The 22,246-nt window shown below is 58.0% G+C and carries 23 protein-coding genes; 4 read left to right on the forward strand and 19 right to left on the reverse strand.

The genetic code is table 11. The features are described from left to right. Window positions 1–107: 107 nt before the first annotated feature. Genes IEV29_RS10550 through IEV29_RS10580 form a run of 7 tightly spaced genes read right to left on the reverse strand, consistent with a single transcriptional unit; the run spans window position 108 to window position 6,639 of the window. Window positions 108–554: a CopD family protein gene (locus IEV29_RS10550; protein ID WP_188381267.1), complete on the reverse strand. Its 447-nt coding sequence runs from the start codon at window positions 552–554 to the stop codon at window positions 108–110. Window positions 555–578: 24 nt separating this feature from the next. After that, the gene (gene mnhG / locus IEV29_RS10555; RefSeq protein ID WP_188381268.1) at window positions 579–959 is read right to left on the reverse strand and encodes a monovalent cation/H(+) antiporter subunit G; all 381 of its coding nucleotides are present in this window, start codon (window positions 957–959) and stop codon (window positions 579–581) included. Further along, complete coding sequence (locus IEV29_RS10560) at window positions 956–1,234, reverse strand: K+/H+ antiporter subunit F (protein ID WP_188381269.1); 279 nt, start codon at window positions 1,232–1,234, stop codon at window positions 956–958. Before IEV29_RS10560 ends, mnhG begins: the two co-directional genes overlap by 4 nt. Next, window positions 1,231–1,740 (reverse strand): Na+/H+ antiporter subunit E, encoded by a 510-nt coding sequence (locus IEV29_RS10565; RefSeq protein WP_188381270.1) that lies wholly within the window; start codon window positions 1,738–1,740, stop codon window positions 1,231–1,233. Before IEV29_RS10565 ends, IEV29_RS10560 begins: the two co-directional genes overlap by 4 nt. Beyond that, window positions 1,737–3,368, reverse strand: a complete 1,632-nt coding sequence (locus IEV29_RS10570; RefSeq protein ID WP_188381271.1) for a monovalent cation/H+ antiporter subunit D — start codon at window positions 3,366–3,368, stop codon at window positions 1,737–1,739. Before IEV29_RS10570 ends, IEV29_RS10565 begins: the two co-directional genes overlap by 4 nt. Next, window positions 3,365–3,709, reverse strand: coding sequence for a Na+/H+ antiporter subunit C (locus tag IEV29_RS10575; RefSeq protein WP_188381272.1), 345 nt, complete (start codon window positions 3,707–3,709; stop codon window positions 3,365–3,367). The genes IEV29_RS10570 and IEV29_RS10575 overlap by 4 nt, the downstream gene beginning before the upstream one ends. After that, window positions 3,709–6,639 carry a monovalent cation/H+ antiporter subunit A gene (locus tag IEV29_RS10580; protein WP_188381273.1) on the reverse strand — a complete coding sequence of 977 codons (2,931 nt, stop codon included), beginning with the start codon at window positions 6,637–6,639 and terminating at the stop codon, window positions 3,709–3,711. The genes IEV29_RS10575 and IEV29_RS10580 overlap by 1 nt, the downstream gene beginning before the upstream one ends. Window positions 6,640–7,411: 772 nt before the next feature. On the opposite strand from IEV29_RS10580, the gene IEV29_RS10585 reads away from it, so the two are divergent. Further along, window positions 7,412–9,265 (forward strand): ABC transporter ATP-binding protein, encoded by a 1,854-nt coding sequence (locus IEV29_RS10585; protein ID WP_188381274.1) that lies wholly within the window; start codon window positions 7,412–7,414, stop codon window positions 9,263–9,265. A gap of 42 nt (window positions 9,266–9,307) precedes the next feature. On the opposite strand, the gene IEV29_RS10590 is transcribed toward IEV29_RS10585, so the two are convergent. The 12 genes from IEV29_RS10590 to IEV29_RS10645 all read right to left on the reverse strand — a co-directional run bounded on the left by IEV29_RS10590 (window position 9,308) and on the right by IEV29_RS10645 (window position 19,871). Then, window positions 9,308–10,600 (reverse strand): MFS transporter, encoded by a 1,293-nt coding sequence (locus IEV29_RS10590; RefSeq protein WP_188381275.1) that lies wholly within the window; start codon window positions 10,598–10,600, stop codon window positions 9,308–9,310. Window positions 10,601–10,631: 31 nt separating this feature from the next. Next, a complete protein-coding gene (gene lipA, locus IEV29_RS10595) occupies window positions 10,632–11,639 on the reverse strand; it encodes a lipoyl synthase (protein ID WP_188381276.1) in 1,008 nt (335 codons plus the stop codon). A 146-nt stretch (window positions 11,640–11,785) separates the two neighbouring features. Then, a complete protein-coding gene (lipB, locus tag IEV29_RS10600) occupies window positions 11,786–12,445 on the reverse strand; it encodes a lipoyl(octanoyl) transferase LipB (protein WP_188381277.1) in 660 nt (219 codons plus the stop codon). 19 nt (window positions 12,446–12,464) lie between these two features. Next, complete coding sequence (locus tag IEV29_RS10605; RefSeq protein WP_188381278.1) at window positions 12,465–12,743, reverse strand: HP0495 family protein; 279 nt, start codon at window positions 12,741–12,743, stop codon at window positions 12,465–12,467. A 191-nt stretch (window positions 12,744–12,934) separates the two neighbouring features. Then, window positions 12,935–14,083: a D-alanyl-D-alanine carboxypeptidase family protein gene (locus IEV29_RS10610; protein ID WP_188381279.1), complete on the reverse strand. Its 1,149-nt coding sequence runs from the start codon at window positions 14,081–14,083 to the stop codon at window positions 12,935–12,937. Window positions 14,084–14,177: 94 nt separating this feature from the next. Beyond that, entirely contained in the window at window positions 14,178–14,810 is a 633-nt protein-coding gene (locus IEV29_RS10615; RefSeq protein WP_188381280.1) for an alpha/beta hydrolase, read from the reverse strand. Between the two features lie 14 nt (window positions 14,811–14,824). Further along, entirely contained in the window at window positions 14,825–15,145 is a 321-nt protein-coding gene (locus IEV29_RS10620) for a (2Fe-2S) ferredoxin domain-containing protein (protein ID WP_188381281.1), read from the reverse strand. 39 nt (window positions 15,146–15,184) lie between these two features. Next, a complete protein-coding gene (locus IEV29_RS10625) occupies window positions 15,185–16,345 on the reverse strand; it encodes a VanZ family protein (protein WP_188381282.1) in 1,161 nt (386 codons plus the stop codon). Further along, a complete protein-coding gene (locus tag IEV29_RS10630) occupies window positions 16,315–16,932 on the reverse strand; it encodes an ABC-type transport auxiliary lipoprotein family protein (RefSeq protein WP_229726350.1) in 618 nt (205 codons plus the stop codon). The genes IEV29_RS10625 and IEV29_RS10630 overlap by 31 nt, the downstream gene beginning before the upstream one ends. Window positions 16,933–16,963: 31 nt before the next feature. Continuing rightward, window positions 16,964–17,893, reverse strand: coding sequence for an MlaD family protein (locus IEV29_RS10635; protein ID WP_188381283.1), 930 nt, complete (start codon window positions 17,891–17,893; stop codon window positions 16,964–16,966). Window positions 17,894–17,919: 26 nt separating this feature from the next. Continuing rightward, complete coding sequence (locus IEV29_RS10640) at window positions 17,920–18,753, reverse strand: ABC transporter ATP-binding protein (RefSeq protein WP_188381814.1); 834 nt, start codon at window positions 18,751–18,753, stop codon at window positions 17,920–17,922. Further along, window positions 18,747–19,871, reverse strand: coding sequence for an MlaE family ABC transporter permease (locus IEV29_RS10645; RefSeq protein WP_188381284.1), 1,125 nt, complete (start codon window positions 19,869–19,871; stop codon window positions 18,747–18,749). Before IEV29_RS10645 ends, IEV29_RS10640 begins: the two co-directional genes overlap by 7 nt. A 101-nt stretch (window positions 19,872–19,972) precedes the next feature. Between IEV29_RS10645 and IEV29_RS10650 the strand changes: the two genes are divergently transcribed. From IEV29_RS10650 to IEV29_RS10660, 3 genes are read left to right on the forward strand one after another with little or no spacing between them, the layout of a single operon-like run. Then, window positions 19,973–20,764 (forward strand): biotin--[acetyl-CoA-carboxylase] ligase, encoded by a 792-nt coding sequence (locus tag IEV29_RS10650; protein WP_188381285.1) that lies wholly within the window; start codon window positions 19,973–19,975, stop codon window positions 20,762–20,764. Window positions 20,765–20,768: 4 nt separating this feature from the next. Then, window positions 20,769–21,533 (forward strand): type III pantothenate kinase, encoded by a 765-nt coding sequence (locus IEV29_RS10655; RefSeq protein WP_188381286.1) that lies wholly within the window; start codon window positions 20,769–20,771, stop codon window positions 21,531–21,533. Next, window positions 21,527–22,246, forward strand: a complete 720-nt coding sequence (locus IEV29_RS10660) for an SPOR domain-containing protein (protein WP_188381287.1) — start codon at window positions 21,527–21,529, stop codon at window positions 22,244–22,246. The genes IEV29_RS10655 and IEV29_RS10660 overlap by 7 nt, the downstream gene beginning before the upstream one ends.

Below are 22,246 nucleotides of genomic sequence, written 5' to 3' on the forward strand. Positions count from 1 at the left end.
CGTGCGGAAATTCTACCAGCGCTGGTTTGTTTGTGTTGTCGTTCTACTATGCTCGAATGAATAAAAAATCCGGCGAGCAGGCCGGACTTTTTACGAAGTAGGTCGGATCAGTAATAGAGCGGTCCGAGGGCGCCGATACAGATCGTCAGCAGACCGAGAATCAGGTTGACCAGCACCAGCTTGCGCATGGATGCCATCGCTGCACCGGCGGCTGGCCAGTCTTCGGCAGCGACGCCACGCTTGAGACGTTTGAATGGCGCAAAGAAGATGTGTGCGTAGATCAGCATCATCACGGTGCCGATGACGAACATGATGGTCACTGGCAGTGGCGGTTTTCCCATCAGCGACATCATGTAACCGCCGCTGCCGAAGATCAGCACGATGGCGATCCACACCCACATGAAAAACTTGGTGAAGATGCCGACCAGCAGTTTAAGGCGTAGTGGCGGTTCGAGCGTGACAGCGGCGACCGGACGCAGTGCGTTATGGGCAAAGAACATGCCGCCGACCCAGATGGTAAAACCGAGGATATGCAGAAACTTGGCTAGATACATGGCTGTTCTCGCAGAAAAAGAAGGTCAGGTTTTATCTTCGTCAGGGAAGTGATAGATGCCGCCAGCGGTGGCACCCGCGTCCTTCTTGCCGGCACGCAGATCACGATACACGGCAGCCCGCATGATCAGCATGGCGACTACCGGTGCCGTCAGCAACAGGAAAATCGAAATGATGATCTCATGGAAAACAAAGCGTGACTGCAGTGCCGAAAAATAAATCATCGAAGACACCAGCAGGCAGCCGGCTCCCAATGTCACCGTGATCGCCGGGCCGTGAATGCGTTGATAAAAACTCGGCAGGCGCAGCAGGCCCAGCGCACCGATCAGAATGATGCTGCCGCCGATAACGAGCAGCAGGCTGACCGGAATGACGGCCCAGAGCGGGAGGTGCAGGAGGTCGGTCATTCGATGATCTCCCCGCGCATCATGAACTTGGTTAGCGCAACCGTGGAGATGAAGCCAACCAGCGCGATCAGCATGGCTGCCTCGAAATAAATGATGCTGCCAAAGCGGATGCCTTGCATGAGCGACAGCAGCATGCCGCACATCCACAAGGTATCCAGCGCCAGCACGCGATCATGTACGGTCGGGCCACGCAACAGCCGAACGGTGCAGAACACCATGGCGAGCAGCACGCAAATGAATGCATAGCCGATAGCCAGATTGAGTACGGTCATCATTTGGCGATCTCCTTCTCTTCAAAGATTTCGATCAGCGGTTGTTCGTAGCGCGTTTTGATGGTGTCGACCCACCATTGCGCATCGTGCAGATCGAAGACGTGCAATGCCAGTTCATCGCGGCCCGGCAGAATCTCGACCCAGACGGTGCCCGGAGTCGAATTGATCAGGCAGGACAGCAGCATCAACCCATACGGATTGCGCATATCGAGCGGCACGGTGATGAATTGCGAATTCAGGCCTTCCTTCTTTGCCGTCAGAATGACCCAGCTGACGTTCAGACAGGAACGCACGATTTCCACGCCGGCAAAGCTCATCAGGCGGAAGAATTTCCATGGATTGCGGATGCGCGGATAACCCTCCGGTACCATCGGGCGCGCGATGATAGGCAGCACGATGCCGATGGCGGCGCCCAGCAGGATATTGCCCGGCGAAACGCTTTCATTGAGTATCAGCCAGAACAGCGTCAGCGTGATGGTCATCAACGGGAAAGGAAAGAGGCGACTCATGGCATTTCTCCCGGCTGGACGACGCCGGGCACAACCGGTGCCGAGCGGATTTTTTCGATGTAATGCGCAGGGCGATGCAGATCCTGACCCGTGCGTTCCAGATAATCAAACATCGGACCGGCCTTGAGTGTCAGGGCGATACACAGCGCCAGCAGCAAGGTGATCGAGGCGACCTCGGTCACGTGCAGTTTGGGCGCGGTGATGGCGCCGGAAGCCCAGAACGTCCGCACGCCAAAACGCATCAAGGCAATGATGGCGGTCAGACCAGAGAACACGATCAGGGCGATCAGTATCCAGGTGGTCATGGTGATCGAGATCGCCGGTGTATCCGGATTCAGCAAGGCGTGGAAAATCGTGAACTTGGCAATGAATCCCGACAACGGTGGCATGCCGGCGATGATCAGCGCGCAGGCAGCAAAGGCAAGGCCAAGGAATGCCAGCGCGCCGGGAATGCCGACACCGGCGGTTTCTTCCGGTGTTTCATCCACGGCGAACGCTTCCATCGTCAGTGCCAGGATCGACGCACCCGGTTTGCGAATGCGTTCAATCAGTTCGATCAGCAGCACGAACGCAGCCATCGCCAGCGTCGATCCGAGCAGGTAGTAAAGACCGGCAGTGACGACGGACGCCTGTCCATAACCGACTACGGCCAGCAGCGTGCCGGACGACACGATCGCGCCGTAACCCGCCATGCGGCCCAGACCTTCGCTCGACAGCATGCCTGCCGCACCAAATAGAATGGTCGCCATGCCGCCCCATAGCAAGGCCTGATAGCCGAAGCCTGCGGCTTCGCCAGCCTCGTTTGAAAACACCAGCAGCCACAAGCGCAACACCACATAGGCACCCACCTTGGTCATCAGCACCAGCATGGCAGCGACGGGTGGTGATGCCGCGGAATAGGTCGTCGGCAGCCAGAAGCCAAGCGGCCACATCGCGCTCTTGGTCAGGAACGCAATCGCCAGAATCGCCACACCGATTTTCAGCAGGAACAAATCCTCGCCCTGCACGCCTGCAAGACGGCCCGCCAGATCCGACATGTTCAGCGTGCCCGTACTGGCGTAGATCAGTGCGACACCGATCAGGAACAGCAGCGATGCTGCCAGATTGATCGCGATGTACTGCATGCCGGCACGGATGCGCGTGGTGTTGTAGCCATGCAGAACCAGACCATAGGAAGCGGCCAGCATGACTTCAAAGAACACGAACAGATTGAACAGATCGTGCGTCAGGAAGGCGCCGTTGATGCCCATCAGCAGGAACTGGAACAGCGAATGGAAGTGCACGCCGATCCGGCTCCAGCGCATGGCCGAATACAGCAGCGCGGCGCCTCCCATGATGGATGTCAGCAGCAACATCAGCGCCGACAGCCGGTCTGCTGCCAGCGCGATACCGAACGGCGCCGACCAGTTGGCTGCGAGATAGATGCCGATGTTGCCTTCCCAGATGCCGGTGTCCGTCAGCTTCATCAGGCTGACGGCAATGGCGAACTGCACCATCACCGAGACCAGATTGATGAAGAACTTCAACTGGTGGCGGCTTTCGTTGATCATGATCAGCAACGCGCCGCAGATCAGCGGCACGAGGATCGGCAAAGCGATCAGGTGTTGGTTCCAGCTCAGACTGCTCATTGATCCGGCTCCTCACCATCGACGTGATCGGTGCCGGTCAGGCCGCGCGAACCGATCATCACAACCAGATACAAAGCCGTCGTTGCAAAGCCAATCACGATTGCAGTCAGTACCAGCGCCTGCGGCAGCGGGTCGCCGTACATGGCAGGATCGACCACACCATCAGTCAGTGTCAGCGGCGGTTTGTCGATCCACAGCCGACCCATGATAAAGATGAACAGATTGACCGCATAGGACATCAGCATGAGTCCGGTCAGTACCTGGAAGCTGCGAGGACGCAGGATCAGCCAGATGCCCGAGCCGAACAGGATGCCGATGGCGATCGAGATGGTGGCTTCCATCAGGCGCTCCCTTTTTTAGGTAAAACAACAGTATCCGGTGTACTGCCTTGCGGACGGCGCGAGCGCAGGCTTTGGTGCGCCAGTGCAATCAGGATCAGCATGGTGGAGCCGACGACGACCATGAATACGCCAAGGTCGAACGTGAATGCGCTCGGTGCATGCATTTCGCCGATGATCGGCAGGGTCAGATGCGCGGTGTGGCTGGTCAGGAACGGGAAGCCCAGTGCCATCGCACCGGCACCGGTCGCGCAGGCGATCAGCAGACCCCATGATATCCAGCGCAGCGGTCGCAACGAAATATGTGTTTCAACCCAGTGCGTACCGGAGATCATGTATTGCACGATGATGGCAACCGAGAAAATCAGGCCTGCCACAAAACCACCGCCCGGCAGGTTGTGACCCCGCATGAAGAAGTAGATCACCACCACTGCCATCAAAGGCAGCAGGAAGCGCAGGTAAATGCTCGGGATATGCAGATAGCCTTTTTCGACCTGTTCGGTCTGGGTCTGACGGACAGCCGGATCGATATCGTTGACTTGCTGTTCCGGAATGGTGATGCTTTCCTGCGCCGGGCGGAAGCGACGGAGCAGTGCATAGACCGTCAGCGCGACAATCGCCAGCACGGTGATTTCACCCATCGTATCGAAGCCACGGAAATCGACCAGCAGCACATTGACGACATTGGTGCCGCCGCCTTCCGGCAAGGCACGTGACAGGAAGTAATCGCCGATGCTGTCCGGTTGCGGATGCATGAGCACGATATAGCTGATGGCAGCGATCGCCGTGCCACCGATCACGGCCAGCACGAAGTCACGTGAACGACGCAACCAGACCGAACGCGGCACTTGCAGGTCCAGCATCTCCTTTGGTGCAAGACGGCGCGGCAGCCAGCGCAGGCCAAGCAGGATCAGTACGGTGGTGACGGTTTCGACCATCAGCTGCGTCAATGCCAGATCCGGTGCCGACATCCAGAGGAAGGTCATGCTGGTCACGACGCCGACACCACCGACCAGAATCAGTGCGGCCAAGCGGTGATACTTGGCTTGCCATGCCGCGGTCAGCGCACAGGCACACCCGATCACCCACATCACGGCAAAGAATGGATTGAAGGTATCAATCGTCGGCGATTGCAATGCCGGCATGGCGCCGGTCAATAACCACGGTACCGCAATCATCGCCAGCATCATGAGGAAGAGCTGCGGCTGCAGACGCTGCGTGCTGAACCAGCGCAACACCAGTCCTGTGAAGGAAGTCAGGCGCAGCATGGCTGTTTCATAGGCTTGCGCACCGCTCAGGCGATGCAGTACGGGCGCATCCGTACGTTGCTGCAGCGTAAAGAATTTGCGCAAGACGATGTAGAAAATCACACCGACGACCAAGGCAACAAAACTCATTGCCAGCGGCATGTTGAAACCATGCCAGAGCGCCAGACTGTATTCGGGTGTCTGCGCACCCATGACGGAATGCACGGCGCTGTGCAGATACGGGCCGACGCTTAATCCGGGAATGATGCCGACCACCAGACAGAGCAGCACCAGCAGCTCGACCGGCAGGCGCATCCAGTGCGGCGGCTCATGTGGTTCATGCGGCAGATCGCTTGGCATCTTGCCGAAGAAGACGCTGATGAAGCGCAGCGAGTAAGCCACGCTGAAAATGCCCATCGCGACCGCGGCGATCGACATCCACCAGTTATCGTTACCACCGACCAGGAGGGTTTCGGCAAAGAACATTTCCTTGGACAGGAAGCCGTTCAAGAGCGGTACACCTGCCATCGAGGCGCTGGCGACAATCGCCAGGGTGGCCGTGATCGGCAAAGCCTTGCGCAAGCCGCGCAGGACGCGCATGTCGCGGGTGCCGGTTTCGTGATCGATGATGCCGGCCGCCATGAACAGCGAGGCCTTGAAGATCGCGTGATTCAGCGTATGGAAGATCGCAGCAACCACCCCGAGCGGCGAACCGATGCCGAGCAGGGTTGTGATCAGGCCCAGATGGCTGATGGTCGAATAGGCGAGCAAACCTTTGAGGTCATGCTGGAAGATCGCGATGAAGGAGCCGATCAGCAGCGTACACACGCCGGCACCCGCAACGATCCATGTCCATTCTTCCGTACCGGCCAGCGCCGGCCACAAACGCATCAGCAGGAAGATGCCGGCCTTGACCATGGTGGCCGAGTGCAGATACGACGACACCGGCGTCGGGGCCGCCATGGCGTGCGGCAGCCAGAAATGGAAAGGGAATTGTGCGCTCTTGGTCAGGGCGCCAAGTGCGATCAGGATCAGTGCGGTCAGGTACAGCGGATGGGCACGGATCAGATCGCCGGCTGCCATCACGGTTTCGAGATCGTAGCTGCCGACGATGTGCCCCAATACGAGCACACCGCACATCAGACACAGTCCGCCGGTTGCCGTCACGGTAAACGCCATACGTGCGCCACGGCGGGCATCGATACGGTGATGCCAGTAACCAATCAGCAGGAAGGAGGTGATACTGGTCAGTTCCCAGAAAATCACCAGTTGAATCAGATTGCCCGACAGCACCACGCCCAGCATCGCGCCCATGAAGGCCAGCAGGAAGGCAAAGAAGCGTGGCACCGGATCCTCGGCCGACATGTAGTAACGCGCATACAGCACGACCATCAGACCGACCCCGGTGATCAGCATCACGAACAGCCACGCCAACCCATCCATGCGCAAAATGAAGGCCAGGCCATAGGCCGGCATCCATTCGGCGTGGTAACGCACCGCTTCGTCCGCGCCGACATACTGATACAGGAAAACGGCGACGGCCAGTCCGTACAGGGCAACGCCGCCGGCCAGAAATGACTCGGCATTGCGCGCATTCGACGGCATGCAGGCGGCAACCACACTTCCCAAAAAGGGAACCACGATCAGTGAAAGAAGCAGCAGGGATTCGGTGACAGGTATTTGCATGCGCAGGAAAACATTCAGGGATAACCGCCATACAGCCACAGCGGCAGATGGCAACCATCGGGTTTTACGAGATTCGGATCAGGGAATGAATTCCACCGAGAGTCAGCAACGGAGCAAATGCCGGGGCGTTAGCTCCAGGTTCCGGACTGTTCCAGTCTGATTGTGTTTGCAGGTCACCCCTTTCCTTAGAAAATCGACATCGTGTGATGACGTACAAACCAGGTAAGGCCGCTTCGGGCGGATAGGAGGCAAGCGAATTGCCTTCTGCCCGATACAACTTATCTGGCGAATCTTGCGCCCCCCTCTCTGCGGAGCGCTGCCCTGACAGGGGCACTCTCTTCAAAAAAGGCGGTGGTATTGTCAGCAAAAGCAGCGCTGCGACAGAACATCAACAGCACACTTCGACCTGACGAGACACGCAGCGAATGGCTGCATGAACGAGCGATGGCAGCGCAGGCGCCTTTCCATCGAACAATAACCTCCGCATCATACCAGACTCGGCAAGATGCTTATACGTAATTACCTTAAATAAACGCAATTACCTGCAATAAAAGGCATAAGCAAGGCGGGCGCTTGTTTTGCCATTGCATGATCCGGGCGGCTCACCAATACGTGAAATGCGCGGATATGCAAAAATTTCGCCTTGTCCGTTTTCCGGATGCTGTACGTCTTCCGTTCTACATGCAGGACTTGTGCCATTGCATAGGCGTTTTGCCTTTTAGTACGCGAGAAGCGACAAAAATTCCCGAACCGGATCGATTTGGAGAAATGCATGCTGCGCTGGTTTGAAAATCTGCTGTACCCGTATAAAGAAGAGCGGCCTGCCACCCCGCCGACCGGTTTTGTTGCCTTTGTCTGGGCGTGTACCAAGGGCGCACGTCGCTATATCGTCGCGATGACCTTGCTGACGGCGCTGACGGGTGCGTTCGAAGCCCTGCTGTTTGCCATGATGGGACGTGTGGTGGACTGGCTGGCGAAAGTCGAGCCGGCGTCGCTGTGGGAGCAGGAGCGCGGCAGCATTGTGTTGCTCGTTGTATTGATTCTGGGCAGCACGGTGCTGGTGGCGTTGCAGACTTTCTTCAAGCATCAGACGCTGGCGGGTAACTTCCCGATGCAATTGCGCTGGAATTTCCATCGCCTGATGCTCAACCAGAGCATGGGTTTCTATCAGGATGAGTTTGCCGGCCGTATCGCGACCAAGGTCATGCAGACGGCACTGGCAGTGCGTGATGTCTGCATGATTGCCGGCGACATTCTGGTCTTTGTCCTGATTTACTTCGTGACGATGGCTGTAGTGGTCGGTAGTTTCGATACGTGGATGCTGGTGCCGTTTCTGGGTTGGGCAGCTGCCTACGGGATTGCCTTGCGTTATTTCATTCCGCGTCTGAGTCGTGTGTCGCGCAAGCAGGCCGATGCGCGCTCGCTGATGACGGGACGCATCACGGATGCCTATACCAATATCGGTACCGTCAAGCTGTTCTCCCATGCCGGACGCGAGGCGGGTTATGTGCGTGGTGCGATGCAGGAATTCATGGTGGCGGTGCATGGACAGATGCGTCTCGTCAGCGGTTTCGAGATCGTCAATCACGCACTGAGCATGTTGCTGATCCTTGGCACCGCGGGCATGGCATTGTGGTTGTGGAGCCATGGCCAGATTGGTGTGGGCGCCGTGGCGGCTGCGACCGCCATGGCCTTGCGGCTGAACGGTATGTCGCACTGGGTGATGTGGGAAATGGCCAGTCTGTTCGAGCAGGTCGGCACCGTGCAGGACGGCATCAATACCTTGTCGCGCGCGCATGCCGTGACCGACGCGCCGGATGCAAAACCGATCAAGGTAACGCAGGGCGAACTGACTTTTGAGAACGTGAGCTTTGGCTACGGTGGATCGCGCGATGTGATTGATCAGTTCAATCTGACGATCCGGCCGGGCGAGAAGGTCGGTCTGGTCGGGCGTTCCGGTGCAGGCAAGTCCACCATCGTCAATCTGCTGCTGCGCTTCTACGATATCGAGCGTGGTCGTGTCCTGATCGATGGACAGGATATTGCGCACGTGACGCAAAATTCGCTGCGTGCCCAGGTCGGGATGGTGACGCAGGATACATCCTTGTTGCATCGTTCTGTGCGCGACAACATTCTGTACGGTCGCCCTGACGCCAGCGATGCGGACATGCTGTCAGCCGCGCAGCGCGCTGAGGCACACGACTTCATCCAGACACTGAGCGATGCCAAAGGACGTACCGGATATGACGCGCATGTTGGCGAGCGCGGCGTGAAGCTGTCGGGAGGGCAGCGTCAGCGCATTGCGATCGCGCGTGTCATGCTGAAGGATGCGCCGATTCTGTTGCTCGACGAAGCCACCAGTGCACTGGACTCGGAAGCGGAAGTCGCGATTCAGGCCAGCTTGTACGATCTGATGGAGGGCAAGACGGTGGTGGCCATTGCGCATCGACTCTCGACGATTGCAGCAATGGATCGACTGATCGTGCTCGATAAGGGCAGGATTGTGGAAGAAGGCACGCACAGCGAACTGCTGGCGCAAGGCGGGCTCTATGCACGCCTGTGGGCGCACCAGAGTGGCGGTTTTCTGGGAGAAGAGGCCGAAGAAGAAACGACCTCGATTGGATAATGTGTCAATGCGTTTCACGTGATCGTGGAGCGCATTGTGTGATCACGATTCGACGGGTTTTCTCGCCAGCAGCAAGGCAATCAGCGTCAGGAAGGTCGCGCCCGACAAGTAATAGCCCACGTATTGCAAGCCATGATGCGTCGCCAGCCATGTGGCGACATACGGTGCCAGCGAGGCGCCAAGGATCCCGCCGAGATTGAACGTCAGTGAGACGCCCGTATAACGGATCGCCGTCGGGAACAGTTCGGAGAGCATGGTGCCGAGCGGACCGTAGGTCATACCCATCAGTGCCAGTCCCAGCGACAGGAAAATCGTCACGCCCAGCAGATTGTCTGCCACGAACATCGGTGCAAACAACAGGCCAAACAGGATCATCGCAATCGAGACCAGGATCATCGTGATGCGGCGGCCATAACGATCGGCCAGCAATGCCGATGCCGGAATCGTGAGTGCAAAGAAAAATACAGCGAACAGCTGCGCGATCAGAAAATCATGGCGCGTATAGCCGAGACCGGTCGTGCCCCAGCTCAGCGCGAATACCGTCATCAGATAGAACAGCACGAAGGTCGCGAGCGCAATCAGCGTACCCACCACCAGCATGCTGCCATGTTGCGAGAACACCGTGACCAGCGGTACCTTGGCACGCTCTTCGTGATCGATGACTTTCTGGAAGGCCGGCGTCTCCGTAATTTTCAGACGCACGTACAAGCCAACCAAAACCAGTACGGCGCTGGCAAGGAAAGGGATGCGCCAGCCGTAGCTGAAAAACTGTTCGTTGGTCATTGTCTCCGTCAGGATCAGGAAAATCGCGCCGGACATGAAGAAACCGATCGGTGCACCCAACTGCGGAAAGCAGCCATACCAGGCAATCTTGCCCGGTGGCGCATTCTCGGTTGCCAGCAAGACGGCACCACCCCATTCACCGCCAAGACCAAGGCCCTGGCCGAAGCGGCACAAGGCCAGCAGCGCCGGTGCCAGCCAGCCAATCGCTTCATAAGTCGGCAGCAAGCCAATCGCGACCGTTGATAAGCCCATGGTCAGCAAGGCCGCAACCAGCGTGGCTTTGCGTCCGATACGATCACCGTAGTGTCCGAACACGGCGGAGCCGACCGGGCGCGCAAAAAAGGCAATTGCAAACGTCGCCAGCGATTGCAGCATCGCGGCGGTCGGATCGGATGAAGGGAAAAACAGGTGAGGAAAAACGAGTACCGCCGCCGTCGCGTAAATATAAAAATCGAAAAACTCGATAGTGGTGCCGATCAGACTGGCAAACAGGACGTTGGCCTTGGAGTTGACTTGCTTGAAGCCGGCGTCTGCGGCATGCGTGGTGCTCATCTTGCGTGTTCTTTCTTCCCTGAAGCAGGGGTTAGGTGGGCTGGCTGGCGAGACCAATGGTGGCGGTCACGCCATGCGCCTGTTGATCGGCGTGGTAGGAGCTGCGCACCATGGCACCGACGGCTGCATGCGCAAAGCCCATCTTGTACGCTTCTTCTTCATACATCTTGAAGGTATCCGGATGCACATAGCGACGCACCGGCAGGTGATCTCCGCTCGGCATCAGATACTGGCCGATGGTCAGCATGTCGACGTTGTGTGCGCGCATGTCGCGCATGACTTGCAGCACCTCTTCATCCGTTTCGCCGAGGCCGACCATGATGCCGGACTTGGTTGGCGTGTTCGGATGCAGATCCTTGAAGCGCTTGAGCAGGTTCAAGGAGTATTCGTAATCCGAACCAGGACGTGCTTCCTTGTACAGGCGCGGCGCAGTTTCCAGATTGTGATTCATCACATCCGGTGGCGAGGCATTGAGGATTTCCAGCGCACGATCCATGCGGCCGCGGAAGTCCGGCACCAGAATTTCAATGCGCGTATTCGGTGACAGTTCGCGCACGCGGCGAATGCATTCGGCAAAGTGGCCGGCGCCGCCATCGCGCAGATCGTCACGATCGACGGAAGTGATGACGACGTAATTCAGGCGCAATGCGGCGATTGTCTTGGCCAGATTCTCCGGCTCGTTGACGTCGAGCGGATCAGGACGACCATGACCAACATCACAGAACGGGCAGCGGCGCGTGCATTTGTCGCCCATGATCATGAAGGTCGCCGTACCTTTCCCGAAGCATTCGCCGATGTTGGGGCAACTGGCTTCTTCACACACGGTCACCAGATTGTTGGCGCGCAGGATGTCCTTGATTTCGTAGAAGCGGGTCGATGGCGAGCCGGCGCGCACGCGAATCCAGTCCGGCTTGGGCAGACGTTCGGCCTGCACCACCTTGATCGGAATGCGGATGGTCTTGGCGGCACCTTTCTGCTTTTCGTTCGGATTGTAGGCAGATGCGGGTGTTGTGCTTTGGGCTTGGCTATCGATGCTCATTGGGCTGGTCGCTCCGTTTGTAGTCGCCAGACAAGCACCGGGTCACGGTGCAGGATGACGACAGGCGGCGCCGGCGCGTGGCCTTTGCCGCAATCATGAAAATGTTCTTTTAATTCGTTGTACTACCGATAAATACAAATGCGAGCCTAGGGGAACAGGCTCGCAATCAAAAACTGCGTCAGGGTTTGCTGCACGTCTTGCAGATTCGCTTCGATGCCGAGACTGCGCATATCGATGGTTTGCAATCCTTCGTAACCGCACGGATTGATCCACAAAAACGGTTGCAAATCCATTGCGACATTCAGGGATACCCCGTGATAGGTGCAGCCGTTGCCACGAATCTTCAATCCCAGTGCGGCGATCTTGGCACCCTGTGCCGGTCCGTTGGACAGATAAATGCCCGGCGCGCCTGACTGGCGTTCACCAGCCAGATTATACGCCGCCAGCGTGTCGATGACCGCCTGCTCGATGCGGTGGACAAGCTCGCGCGCAAAGAGTCGCGCATCCGGATGATTGCGACGCAGATCAAGCATTAAGTAGACAACAACTTGTCCGGGGCCGTGATAGGTGACTTCGCCGCCACGGTCGGTCTGAATGACCGGAATATCGTGTGCGTCGAGCACGTGCGACGTATCGGCGGCGAGACCAAGGGTGTATACCGGCGGATGTTCGACGATCCAGATCTCATCGGCTGTGCCGGCATGACGCGCATCCGTGAACGCGCGCATGGCAGCAAACGTGATGTCATACGACTCGACGCCACGCTGCCGGATGACAGGCGCGAGACGATCGGCGACGGAGTGCATGCGCGGGGCCGGATGCTGTTTAGAGAACGAACTTCACCATCGGATGGCCCGACAGATCGCGATACAGATTGTCGAGCTGTTCGCGGCTGGTGGCGCGGACGGTCACGGTCAGCGACAGGTACTTGCCGCCGGACGAAGGACGCATTTCTACTTTGCCGGTATGGAATTCCGGGTCGTGTATGGTCACGACCTCGACAATCGCTTGTGAGAAATCGTCGTGCATGATGCCGACCACCTTGATAGGGAAGTCGCTCGGATATTCGATCAGGCTTTCGCTCGGGTCAATTTGTTCTGTCATGGCAATCGGTGTAGGGCATGCCGTTGCAACGTGCAAACGGCCAAGTCGACATGATAGCGGGAATGGCGACAGGACGAAGGCGACGTGCCCGGAATCCCGCTTTTGATTGCTTAAACGGCAACGTGAATTTAAAAAAAAACGGCAGGTCGCTTGCACGCACCTGCCGTTTTTGAGGATTGCTTCTGGTGCGATCAGTGCAGCCAGAGGCGGATCGAATCCAGCGCGCGGCCAAACATGCCGGCTTCGCCAACCTGCTCCAGCGCCACGACAGGCAGTTCTGCAGTGGTGCGGCCGTCGATCTCGATCTTGAGCGTGCCGACCTTGCTGTTCTTGTCGATCGGTGCAACCAGTGGGTCTTTGCGTTGCAGAACCGGTTTGATCTTGTCTGCCGTGCCTTTCGGTACCGTGACCCACAGGTCGCGGGTAAAGCCGATCTTCACGCTGTTCTGCGTCCCTTTCCAGACATTCGGCGTTGCGACGGCCTGATCCTTGGCGTACAGACGTACTGCATCAAAGTTCAGAAAGCCCCAGTTCAGCAGTTTCTGGCTTTCCTGTGCGCGGGCCTGATCCGAGGTGGTGCCAAGCACGACCGAGATCAGACGACGTTCGCCGTTGCCAGCTGGGCGTTTGGCTGTCGAAATCAGACAGAAACCGGCGCCGGTGGTGTAGCCGGTTTTCATGCCGTCCACGGTCGGGTCCAGCCACAGCAAACGATTGCGGTTTGGCTGCTTGATGTTGTTGTACGTGAACTCCTTGGTGGAGTAATAGGTCGCGAAATACTGCGGATGATCAATCACCAGACGCGAAGCCAGAATCGACAGGTCACGCGCGGTCGAATAGTTGGTTTCGCTCGGCAGACCGTGCGGATTGGCAAAGCGCGTCGACGTCATGCCCATGCGTTCGGCTTCGCGGTTCATCAGCGAAACGAATACGTCTTCGGTGCCGGCCACGGCTTCGGCCAGCGCAACGGCGGCATCGTTGCCGGATTGCACGATCAGCCCATAGAGCAGATCGTTGACCGACACAGGCACGCGCGGTTCGATGAACATTTTGGAGCTGCTTGGATCGACGCGCCATGCGTGTTCGGACACGTTGATCATCTGGTTGAGGTCAAGCTTCTTTTCCTTCAACGCGTTGAATACCACGTAAGCGGTCATCAGCTTGGTCAGCGATGCGGGTTCGATGCGCATATTGGCTTCTTGCGAAGCCAGAATCTGATTGCTCGTTGCATCGAGCAGCAACCACGATTTGGCGTTGATGGTCGGCGACGGAACAGCTTGAGCAAAGGCGGTGGAAATGGAGAAGAGTGTGGCGGCAAGCAGCGCAAATAGATTTTTCATCGGACTTTCTGGAGGCGCATACCGACTGGTATGCGTCGGTGAATAAATAGATGGATAGACAGGTAAAACAGGGTTTGTCAGAGAGGCGCGCCGGTCAGGCCGGGCGGCGCCACATTTGGACTACGTGATTCTTGATATGTTGCAATTTTCGATTGAAAAAATGGTCGGAGCCCGGGACAACGAGTACTGGCAAGTCTTGCGGGCGCGCCCACTCGAAAACATTGCTCAGGGGAATTGTGTGGTCCAGTTCGCCGTGAATCACAATCGTATCATTCGGCACGGTCGGCAATGGCCATTTTCCCGGCGCAGAGCCGACCAGTACCAGACGCTCTGCCGGTGTTTGTGCTTCTTCCAGTCGTTTCTGCAGTTGGGTCTGCACAAAAGTGCCGAACGAAAAACCGGCCAGCGCAAACGGCAGATCGGGATACTGTTCGCGTGCGTGTGCCAGCAGTTGTGCCATATCGTCGGTTTCGCCACGGCCTTCATCGTATTCGCCGCCCGACTTGCCGACACCGCGGAAATTCATGCGGAATGCGGCATAACCCAAGGTGACAAATGAACGTGTCAGCGTATGCACGACCTTGTTGTCCATGGTGCCGCCAAACAGCGGGTGGGGGTGGGCGATCAGGGCGACGCCAACGGGGGGGTTGTCTGCGGGCAGGTCCAGCGCACATTCAATGAGGCCGGCGACGCCGTCGAGAGAGAAATAGTGGGTTTGCGCGTTCATGCGTGATTCCGGGCTCAGATGACCAGACGATCGACCACGCGACCGTTGACCAGATGTTCGTCGATGATTTCGTCGATATCTTCCTGATCGACGTAGGTGTACCACGTGCCTTGCGGATAGATGACGATGACCGGGCCGACTTCGCAGCGGCCCAGGCAGCCGGCCTGATTGACACGTACGGCACCGGTTTTGCTGAGGCCGAGGTCCTTGACGCGTGCTTTCAGATGCTGCTGGGCAGCGGCAGCGCCTTTCTCTGCGCAGCATTCGCGGCCGTCGTCACGCTGGTTCATGCAAATGAACAGATGTTGGCCAAAATGCTGTTTGTTCTCGGTCATTACGGGGCTCGCGTCAAAGAGCCAAATGATACACCGCCGTCAGCTTCGTTTCAGGCGATGCGTGCGGTGAAACAGAAACCAGAAGGCCAGCAACGGCCAGATCAGGGACAGAAATTGTGCCGCGCCATTGAAGTTGAGGAACTTGCCCTGCACCCAGCTTTCCAGTGTCGCGATGAAGTAGGGATTGGCTGGCGCCACATTGATGACGACGAAGGCGATGGCCAGTAGCGTGATCGACAGATAGCGCTGCAGACGTGCCGGTAGCCAGATCAGTACCGCGACCATCACAACGCCGGCCAGCAAGCCCAGTTGCGCGCCTTCCGATAACCAGGCAAATGCGTTCTGCGGTTTGAAAAGCAGCGCCATGGACAAGGTCTTGACTGCCAATGCGGCTGCCAGCATGGCGATGACCAACAGGATGCGCGGCGCCTTTTCGCGCAGGATATGAAACCAGGCCAGCAGCGCCGCAGCCGTGCTGCAACTGGTGACCAGAATTTCAACTTGCCAGTATTGCGTTGCGGACAGCGGCATGTCGTTTCGCAGCCACGCACTCAAATCGATCGGTGCATCGGTCAGCATCGAAACCCAGTCCGAGATAACCGGCAGCAATTGTCCGGTGCCAAACAGATAGCTCTGCGGATAGATTTGTGCCAACGGCCATAAGGCCAGCACCACGATGCCACGACTTGCCTGCGGCGTGAAAAGACGATGGCGGATGCGACGCAGACCGCTGCGTTCCAGCACCTGATGGTAAGTAAAGGCACCGATGACAGCACCAATCAGAGCGCCCGCGCTGTTGGTCAGAAAATCAAGATTGGACGTGACACGCGTTGGCAAGAAACTTTGCAGCGCTTCCATCGAACCCGACACCAGAATGCCGAGCAATGCTGCCAGCAGTAACGCAGCGACGCCGCGAACGGTCGGATAAAACGCATACACCGCAAGCACGCCAAGTGGCACATAGCCAAGGATGTTGGTGACGACATCAAAGCCGGTCCAGTAACGCGGCGGTATCTGCTCGAACAGATAGTTTTCGAGCGGAATACCCATGCGTTCCCAGCCTGAAAACGGATACAAGCTGGCATAGATGATCAGCGCCAGATAGGCAAGCAGCACACCGCGCGCGAAAACCGAAGGTTCGCGCGGCGGTGCGGGTGGCAGCTGCTGGATCAGCGTTTCGGCGGCAGGGTCGCGAGCCATGTGCTCATGTCAGCAATGACGGCATCGCTGGCGGCGGCCAAAGCAGCCGCGCCACCTTGTGCGTCAGCGGATGACGACGGGACTTTATGCATGAACATTTTCTGCGCGCGCAGAACACGGCCGTCAAATAGCGAGGCACGAACAGCAACTTCGCCATGATTCTTCGACGCGCTGTCGAAACGCTGCGAAAACTCATCGATGTCCAGCCGAAGCGTCGGCAGGTTGATCGCACCGTCGGAGGCCGCGATCACGGTACCGCCGGCGCGACTCAGGCTGGCTTTCAAGCGTTGTGCAAACAACTGGGCGGGCGGCATGCTCCAGCGACTGGCCGAGTACGCGCGTGGTTGCAGATCGTTGGCATAGTCAAGGCGATAGAACATCATCTGGCTATCAAGCCATGCCGGTGCCTGCACATCGGCCAGACTGATGGCCGGCAGGGTTGTGGCCGTCGTCGCTTGTGTACGGACAGGGCCCAGGTCAAGCAGTGTGGTGCGTGGCACATCACTGGCGCAACCAGCCAGTGCAGCGCTCAGCAGACAGACAATCGACAGGCGGCGTAACTGCATCGTGGTGTGTGTTGAAAACATCGTCGAGATCCTTCCCAGATGACCGTACATGTTATGGAGCCCTGAAGCCGGGTTCGCCCGGTCCCGGTTGTGGCGCACCGTTGCCGAACAGAATGCTTTGCGGCCGCTGATTGAAATTTTCCAGAGTGCGATTGAGGGCGCGCATCGAGGTCTTGGTTTCATTGATGAGCGGCACGGCCTGATATTCGATGACCGAAGCAGCCGAGCCGACATTGTCGACCGCGCCGCTGAAGCCGGCCAGCGGACCATCCTCGGCGTTCAGTCTGGTTGCAAAGGTATTCAGGTTGCCGGTCAGGACGGTAGCGTCATCCGACAGTTTGTTGAGCGAAATGACCATTTGATTCGCATTGCGCGTCAGCGCCGGGAATTCATCCAGTGCCGGTTGCAATTTATCCGGGATGGTAGCGATTTTGTCGGCAGCTTCGCTGACATCCGTAAAGGCGGCAATCATCTTCTTCTGGTTGTCATCGGAGAGGAAGGTGTTGAGTTTCTGTGCAACTTCCTCTGTCTGTCTCAGGATCGCCAGTCCCCGCAACTGCAGCGTGTCGAGCAGGCCGGGGCGCAATTCAATGCGTGCCACCTTGTTTTTCGATGATGGCAGCAAGGTGGGATCCCTGCCGGTGTCATCCAGTTGGACGTACGCCAGACCGGTGACGCCCTGGTAACTCAGGGTGGCAAAAGTCGAATTGGTAATCGGCGTGTTCTTGGAGACGCCAAAGCGGATCAGGATGCGGCCCGGTTGTTCCGGATCGAACAGAACCTCGTTGACGCGTCCGACATCCAGTCCGCGATACCGCACGGCGGCTTGCGGATTGAGTCCGGGAACAGACAGATTGGTGGCGATTTCGTAGGGAATGCGTTCTTCGCGATCGCGGTTGAACCACATCGCAATCAGCGCGGCGGCAATCAGCAGCGCGATCGTAAAGATCCCGGCCATCAGTGCATGAGCTTTATTTTCCATGATGCGTTTCCATAATGCGCTGCCAGTTATTCGTGCTCTTTCTTATATTCCTGATTCTCCGGCAACGCCTCAAATGCGCGCTGCCCGCGTTCACCGCGGAAGAAGGTTTCAATGAACGGATGCTTGAACTCCACCACCTTGTCCGGCGCGCAATACGCGATGATATGCTTGTCAGCCAGTACCGCGACGCGCGATGACAGCGCAAACAGCGTATCGAGATCGTGCGTCACCATGACCACGGTCAGCTTCATTTCGTGGTGCAGTTCGCGGATCAGATCGACAAAGCTTTCCGAGGCATTCGGATCCAGACCAGCGGTCGGTTCGTCCAGAAAAACGAGGTCCGGATCGAGCGCCAGAGCACGTGCCAATGCGACACGCTTGATCATGCCGCCAGACAGATCGGACGGCATCTTGCGCGCATGTTCGGGGCCGATCCCTGCCATCTGCAATTTCAGCAACGCCGCGTCGCGCACCACTTCCTTGGGCAGCACGCGCAGTTCGCGCAATGGCTGTGCCACGTTATCGAATACGGTCAGCGCCGAGAACAAGGCACCGTGCTGAAACAGCATGCCCCAGCGCGCGCGCAATTGTTGCAGGTGGTCGCTACTGATGCGATTGATCTCTTCGCCAAACACGCGCACCGAGCCGGCTGCGGGTCGCGTCAGCCCCAGCATCTGACGCAGCAGGACTGTCTTGCCGGAGCCTGAACCGCCTACCAACGAAACGATCTCGCCGCGATGAATGGTCAGGTTCAAATCCTGATGCACAACCGTATCGCCAAATTGCGTACGCAGGTTCTCGATCTCGATGATCGGCTCTTTCCCTTCCTTGGGCTCAATCGGATCGCATTCGTTCAAAATCCGACCCCCGTGAAAATGATGGCAAACACAGCGTCGGCCAGAATCACGATTGTGATGGCCGTGACAACCGAGATCGTGGTGCCCTGCCCCAGACTTTCGGTATTGGCCTTGATGCGCAGACCAAAGTGACAGGCCACCAACGCGATCAGACCGCCAAAGACTACGCCTTTGCCAAGGCCGATCCAGTAATTGGCAAGCGGCACAGCGTCCGGCAGTTCGCGCAGAAAATATTTGTAGCTCATGCCGAGTTCCAGATTGGCGGCCACCATGCCACCGATCAGGGCCATTGCGTCGGTCCAGACGACCAACAGCGGCATCGATATCGCCAGCGCGATGACCTTGGGCAGGATCAGCCGGAAACCGTGTGGCATGCCCATTACCAGCATGGCATCCAGTTCTTCCGTCACACGCATCACGCCAAGTTGCGCCGTAATCGAAGATCCGGAGCGGCCGGCCACCAGAATCGCTGCCAGCAGCGGCCCGAGTTCACGGATGACTGCCATGCCAAGAATATTGACCAGATAGATGTCGCCGCCAAACTGGTGCAGTTGCTGTGCTGACAGATAGGAGAGCACCACGCCAATCAGAAAGCCGACCAGTGCCGTGATGCCGAGTGCCTGATAACCGGTATGAAAGATGTTGGCGGAAATTTCTTTCCATGGTCCGCGTTGCGGCTGACGCAAGAAGCGGCCGAAATCGATGGTCAGTTGACCGATCAGTGTCACGAAGCCAAGCAGGTGATCGACCAGATTCAGCTTGCGCTGCAGTATGGCGTCCAGCGAATACCAATGCTTCTTCTGCGCCTTGCGCATATCGAGCGTGCCGGTTTCTTCCAGACGTTCGAAAAAATCCTCGTGTTGCGGTGCCAGTTTCAAATCGGTCGGACGTTGCTTGCCCCATGCGTTCCACAGCAATTGCGCACCGATGTAATCCAGCGCCTCGATCTGCGATAGATCCCAGTGTTGCGTTTTGGACGAGCCAGCGGTCTTCAACGCGAGGTTGATGCGCGCCATGGTTTGCGGTTCTGTCAGCGCACGCACATGCCACGACCCACTGGCGGTCGCAGTGGCGTGGTCGTCCTGACTAAGGCCAAGGGAAGGGGCAACGTGATCGGGCATGCGGCCAAGTGTAAGGGAGAAACATTTCTTCGTCACGTGCGTTGCCGCACGGACGCATCTGTCTGCGTTGTGTCATCAGGCCGCTCGGCTACAATGCGCACATGCAAGCTCTCCCTGATTCTGTGCGCGTGGCCACGCTGGCCGGACTGGCGGCACGCGATGTCGCGATCGAAATCGTTGCCGAAACCGGTTCCACCAACGCGGATCTGTTGGCGCGTGCCACGACACTCGCACAGCCGACAGTGCGTTGGGCCCTGCAGCAGACGGCGGGCAAAGGTCGTGCGGGGCGCGCATGGCTTGCGCCCGAAAACGGTGCATTGACCTTTTCACTGGCATGGAAACTGGCCTTGCCTTTGCAGGCGTTGAGCGGCTTGTCGTTGGCAATTGGCTGCGTGGTGTCGCAACAATTGAATACATTTGGTCTTGATACCCGATTGAAATGGCCTAACGATGTATTGCGTCATGGTGCGAAACTGGGCGGCGTGCTGATCGAAACGGCGGTCGATCGCAATGATCGCAATGCAGTGTGGGTCGTGATCGGTGTTGGTATCAATCTGGCGCGTTCGGGCGAGCTGAGTCAGACACTTTCCCGTGCCGTGGCCGATGCCAGCGATGTTGATTACGACAGGGAAGAATGGATGGGCGCGTTGCTGGGTGGTTTGAGCGCGATGCTGCAACAGTTTGAACGTGACGGGTTTGCTGCATTCGTGGCGCGGTGGAATGCACTGGATGCGTATGCCGGACAGGATGTGAAGATCGTGGATCAGGGCCGTGTCTTATATCAGGGGCAGGCAGCGGGTGTCGATGCGGAAGGACGTCTGCTGCTGGATACGCCAGAGGGTCAAGTGGCCGTGATCGCTGGCGATGTCTCGTTGCGCATGGCGGAGGATTGAGAGCATGTTGTTACTGATCGATGCCGGTAATACCCGTGTGAAATGGGCGCTGGTGGATGCTTCGCTTTCTGATCAGCCAGGAAAATGGGACGCCGCAGGCAGTGTGTCGCATGCTGAACTGCCTTCCGTGCAAGCGATCTGGGCGCATGCGGCGATCGGGCGCGTACTGATCGCCAATGTGGCTGGCACAGCCTTGCGACAGGCCTTGCAGGAAGTGCTGAATACAGTGTTGGAGCCGCACGTGCCGGTTGAGTGGTTTGCTTCTTCCGCTGAGCGTGCAGGTGTGCGCAATCGTTATCGCAATCCCGCGCAACTGGGTTGTGATCGGTTTGCCGCAGCCATCGGAGCGCGGGCAATGCGGCCGGATGAATCCCTGATCGTGGCGACTTGCGGGACGGCAACGACGATCGATGCGGTGTCCGCAGATGGTGTGTTCGTTGGTGGCATGATTTTGCCGGGGATCGCTTTGATGACCGCGTCATTGGCACAGCATACGGCGCAGTTGCCGCAAGTTGCCTTGCAAACGCATGCCCAGCCTTTTGCCGATCATACGGATGCGGCGATCGTCAGTGGCTGCCTGATGGCGCAAACTGGTGCGATTGAGCGCGCAGTGACGGCGCTGCGCAATGAGACGCGCGCAGAGAACGTGACTTGCATTCTGGCGGGCGGCGCGGCAGACTTGATCGCCCCCCAATTGTCGATTCCGTTCGAACGCATCGATAATCTGGTTTTGATTGGTCTGCAAACGGTAGCGACTTCCTCATGCTGAAAATTCTGTTCGGGCTCTTGTTGGTGATCAATGGCGGCTTGCTGGCGTATCAGCAGGGCTGGTTTGAAGGCGTGAAGAAAAATCACGAGCCGACACGCCTGTCCCAGCAATTGCATCCGGAGCGACTGACTATCATTGCACCGACGCCGCCGGTGCAAAAAACGGAGGTGCCGGCGACGGATGCGCCCGCCGAGCCGGGACCCGAAGCAGTGACTGCAGCACCAACTGCAGCCAATGCCGCGACGCCGTCGGCAGTCGTGGCCTGTACTGAAATCGGCACTTTCGATACGGCAGAAGCACAACGGTTTGAGTCACGTCTTGCCTCGCTGGCACTGGGGGAGAGGTTGGTGCGGCGCGAGGTGCAAGACAACATGCGTCACATTGTGTATATCCCGCCGCTGGGCAACAAGGATGCGGCCGACCGCAAAGGCAGCGAGCTGACCAAGCTGGGCGTGACGGATTATTTTGTGATTCAGGACAATTCTCCTTTGCAGTGGGGCATCTCCCTTGGCGTGTTCCGCACCGAAGAATCGGCGCGCAATCATCTTGCCGCATTAACGCAAAAGGGCGTACGTACGGCACGTGTCGGCATGCATGGCACCGGCGCTGTGCGCGTAGCGTTTCAGTTGCGCAGCATGGATGCGCCCCTCAAGCAGAATATCGATCGTATTAAAGAGGCGTTCCCGCGTCAGCAATGGCGCGAGTGTGCCTGA

Source organism: Oxalicibacterium faecigallinarum (assembly GCF_014635705.1).
GTDB lineage: Bacteria > Pseudomonadota > Gammaproteobacteria > Burkholderiales > Burkholderiaceae_D > Oxalicibacterium > Oxalicibacterium faecigallinarum.

Excerpts from the sequence above, each read along its gene's own strand:
- IEV29_RS10645 (WP_188381284.1), bottom strand. The coding sequence starts at position 19,871 with ATGCCCGATCACGTTGCCCCTTCCCTTGGCCTTAGTCAGGACGACCAC.
- IEV29_RS10630 (WP_229726350.1), bottom strand. The coding sequence starts at position 16,932 with ATGTTTTCAACACACACCACGATGCAGTTACGCCGCCTGTCGATTGTC.
- IEV29_RS10590 (WP_188381275.1), bottom strand. The coding sequence starts at position 10,600 with ATGAGCACCACGCATGCCGCAGACGCCGGCTTCAAGCAAGTCAACTCC.
- lipA (WP_188381276.1), bottom strand. The coding sequence starts at position 11,639 with ATGAGCATCGATAGCCAAGCCCAAAGCACAACACCCGCATCTGCCTAC.
- IEV29_RS10570 (WP_188381271.1), bottom strand. The coding sequence starts at position 3,368 with ATGAGCAGTCTGAGCTGGAACCAACACCTGATCGCTTTGCCGATCCTC.
- IEV29_RS10660 (WP_188381287.1), top strand. The coding sequence starts at position 21,527 with ATGCTGAAAATTCTGTTCGGGCTCTTGTTGGTGATCAATGGCGGCTTG.
- IEV29_RS10650 (WP_188381285.1), top strand. The coding sequence starts at position 19,973 with ATGCAAGCTCTCCCTGATTCTGTGCGCGTGGCCACGCTGGCCGGACTG.
- IEV29_RS10635 (WP_188381283.1), bottom strand. The coding sequence starts at position 17,893 with ATGGAAAATAAAGCTCATGCACTGATGGCCGGGATCTTTACGATCGCG.
- IEV29_RS10620 (WP_188381281.1), bottom strand. The coding sequence starts at position 15,145 with ATGACCGAGAACAAACAGCATTTTGGCCAACATCTGTTCATTTGCATG.
- IEV29_RS10575 (WP_188381272.1), bottom strand. The coding sequence starts at position 3,709 with ATGGAAGCCACCATCTCGATCGCCATCGGCATCCTGTTCGGCTCGGGC.
- IEV29_RS10605 (WP_188381278.1), bottom strand. The coding sequence starts at position 12,743 with ATGACAGAACAAATTGACCCGAGCGAAAGCCTGATCGAATATCCGAGC.
- IEV29_RS10565 (WP_188381270.1), bottom strand. The coding sequence starts at position 1,740 with ATGAGTCGCCTCTTTCCTTTCCCGTTGATGACCATCACGCTGACGCTG.
- IEV29_RS10615 (WP_188381280.1), bottom strand. The coding sequence starts at position 14,810 with ATGAACGCGCAAACCCACTATTTCTCTCTCGACGGCGTCGCCGGCCTC.
- IEV29_RS10550 (WP_188381267.1), bottom strand. The coding sequence starts at position 554 with ATGTATCTAGCCAAGTTTCTGCATATCCTCGGTTTTACCATCTGGGTC.
- IEV29_RS10655 (WP_188381286.1), top strand. The coding sequence starts at position 20,769 with ATGTTGTTACTGATCGATGCCGGTAATACCCGTGTGAAATGGGCGCTG.
- IEV29_RS10610 (WP_188381279.1), bottom strand. The coding sequence starts at position 14,083 with ATGAAAAATCTATTTGCGCTGCTTGCCGCCACACTCTTCTCCATTTCC.
- IEV29_RS10625 (WP_188381282.1), bottom strand. The coding sequence starts at position 16,345 with ATGGCTCGCGACCCTGCCGCCGAAACGCTGATCCAGCAGCTGCCACCC.
- IEV29_RS10560 (WP_188381269.1), bottom strand. The coding sequence starts at position 1,234 with ATGATGACCGTACTCAATCTGGCTATCGGCTATGCATTCATTTGCGTG.
- lipB (WP_188381277.1), bottom strand. The coding sequence starts at position 12,445 with ATGCACTCCGTCGCCGATCGTCTCGCGCCTGTCATCCGGCAGCGTGGC.
- mnhG (WP_188381268.1), bottom strand. The coding sequence starts at position 959 with ATGACCGACCTCCTGCACCTCCCGCTCTGGGCCGTCATTCCGGTCAGC.
- IEV29_RS10585 (WP_188381274.1), top strand. The coding sequence starts at position 7,412 with ATGCTGCGCTGGTTTGAAAATCTGCTGTACCCGTATAAAGAAGAGCGG.
- IEV29_RS10580 (WP_188381273.1), bottom strand. The coding sequence starts at position 6,639 with ATGCAAATACCTGTCACCGAATCCCTGCTGCTTCTTTCACTGATCGTG.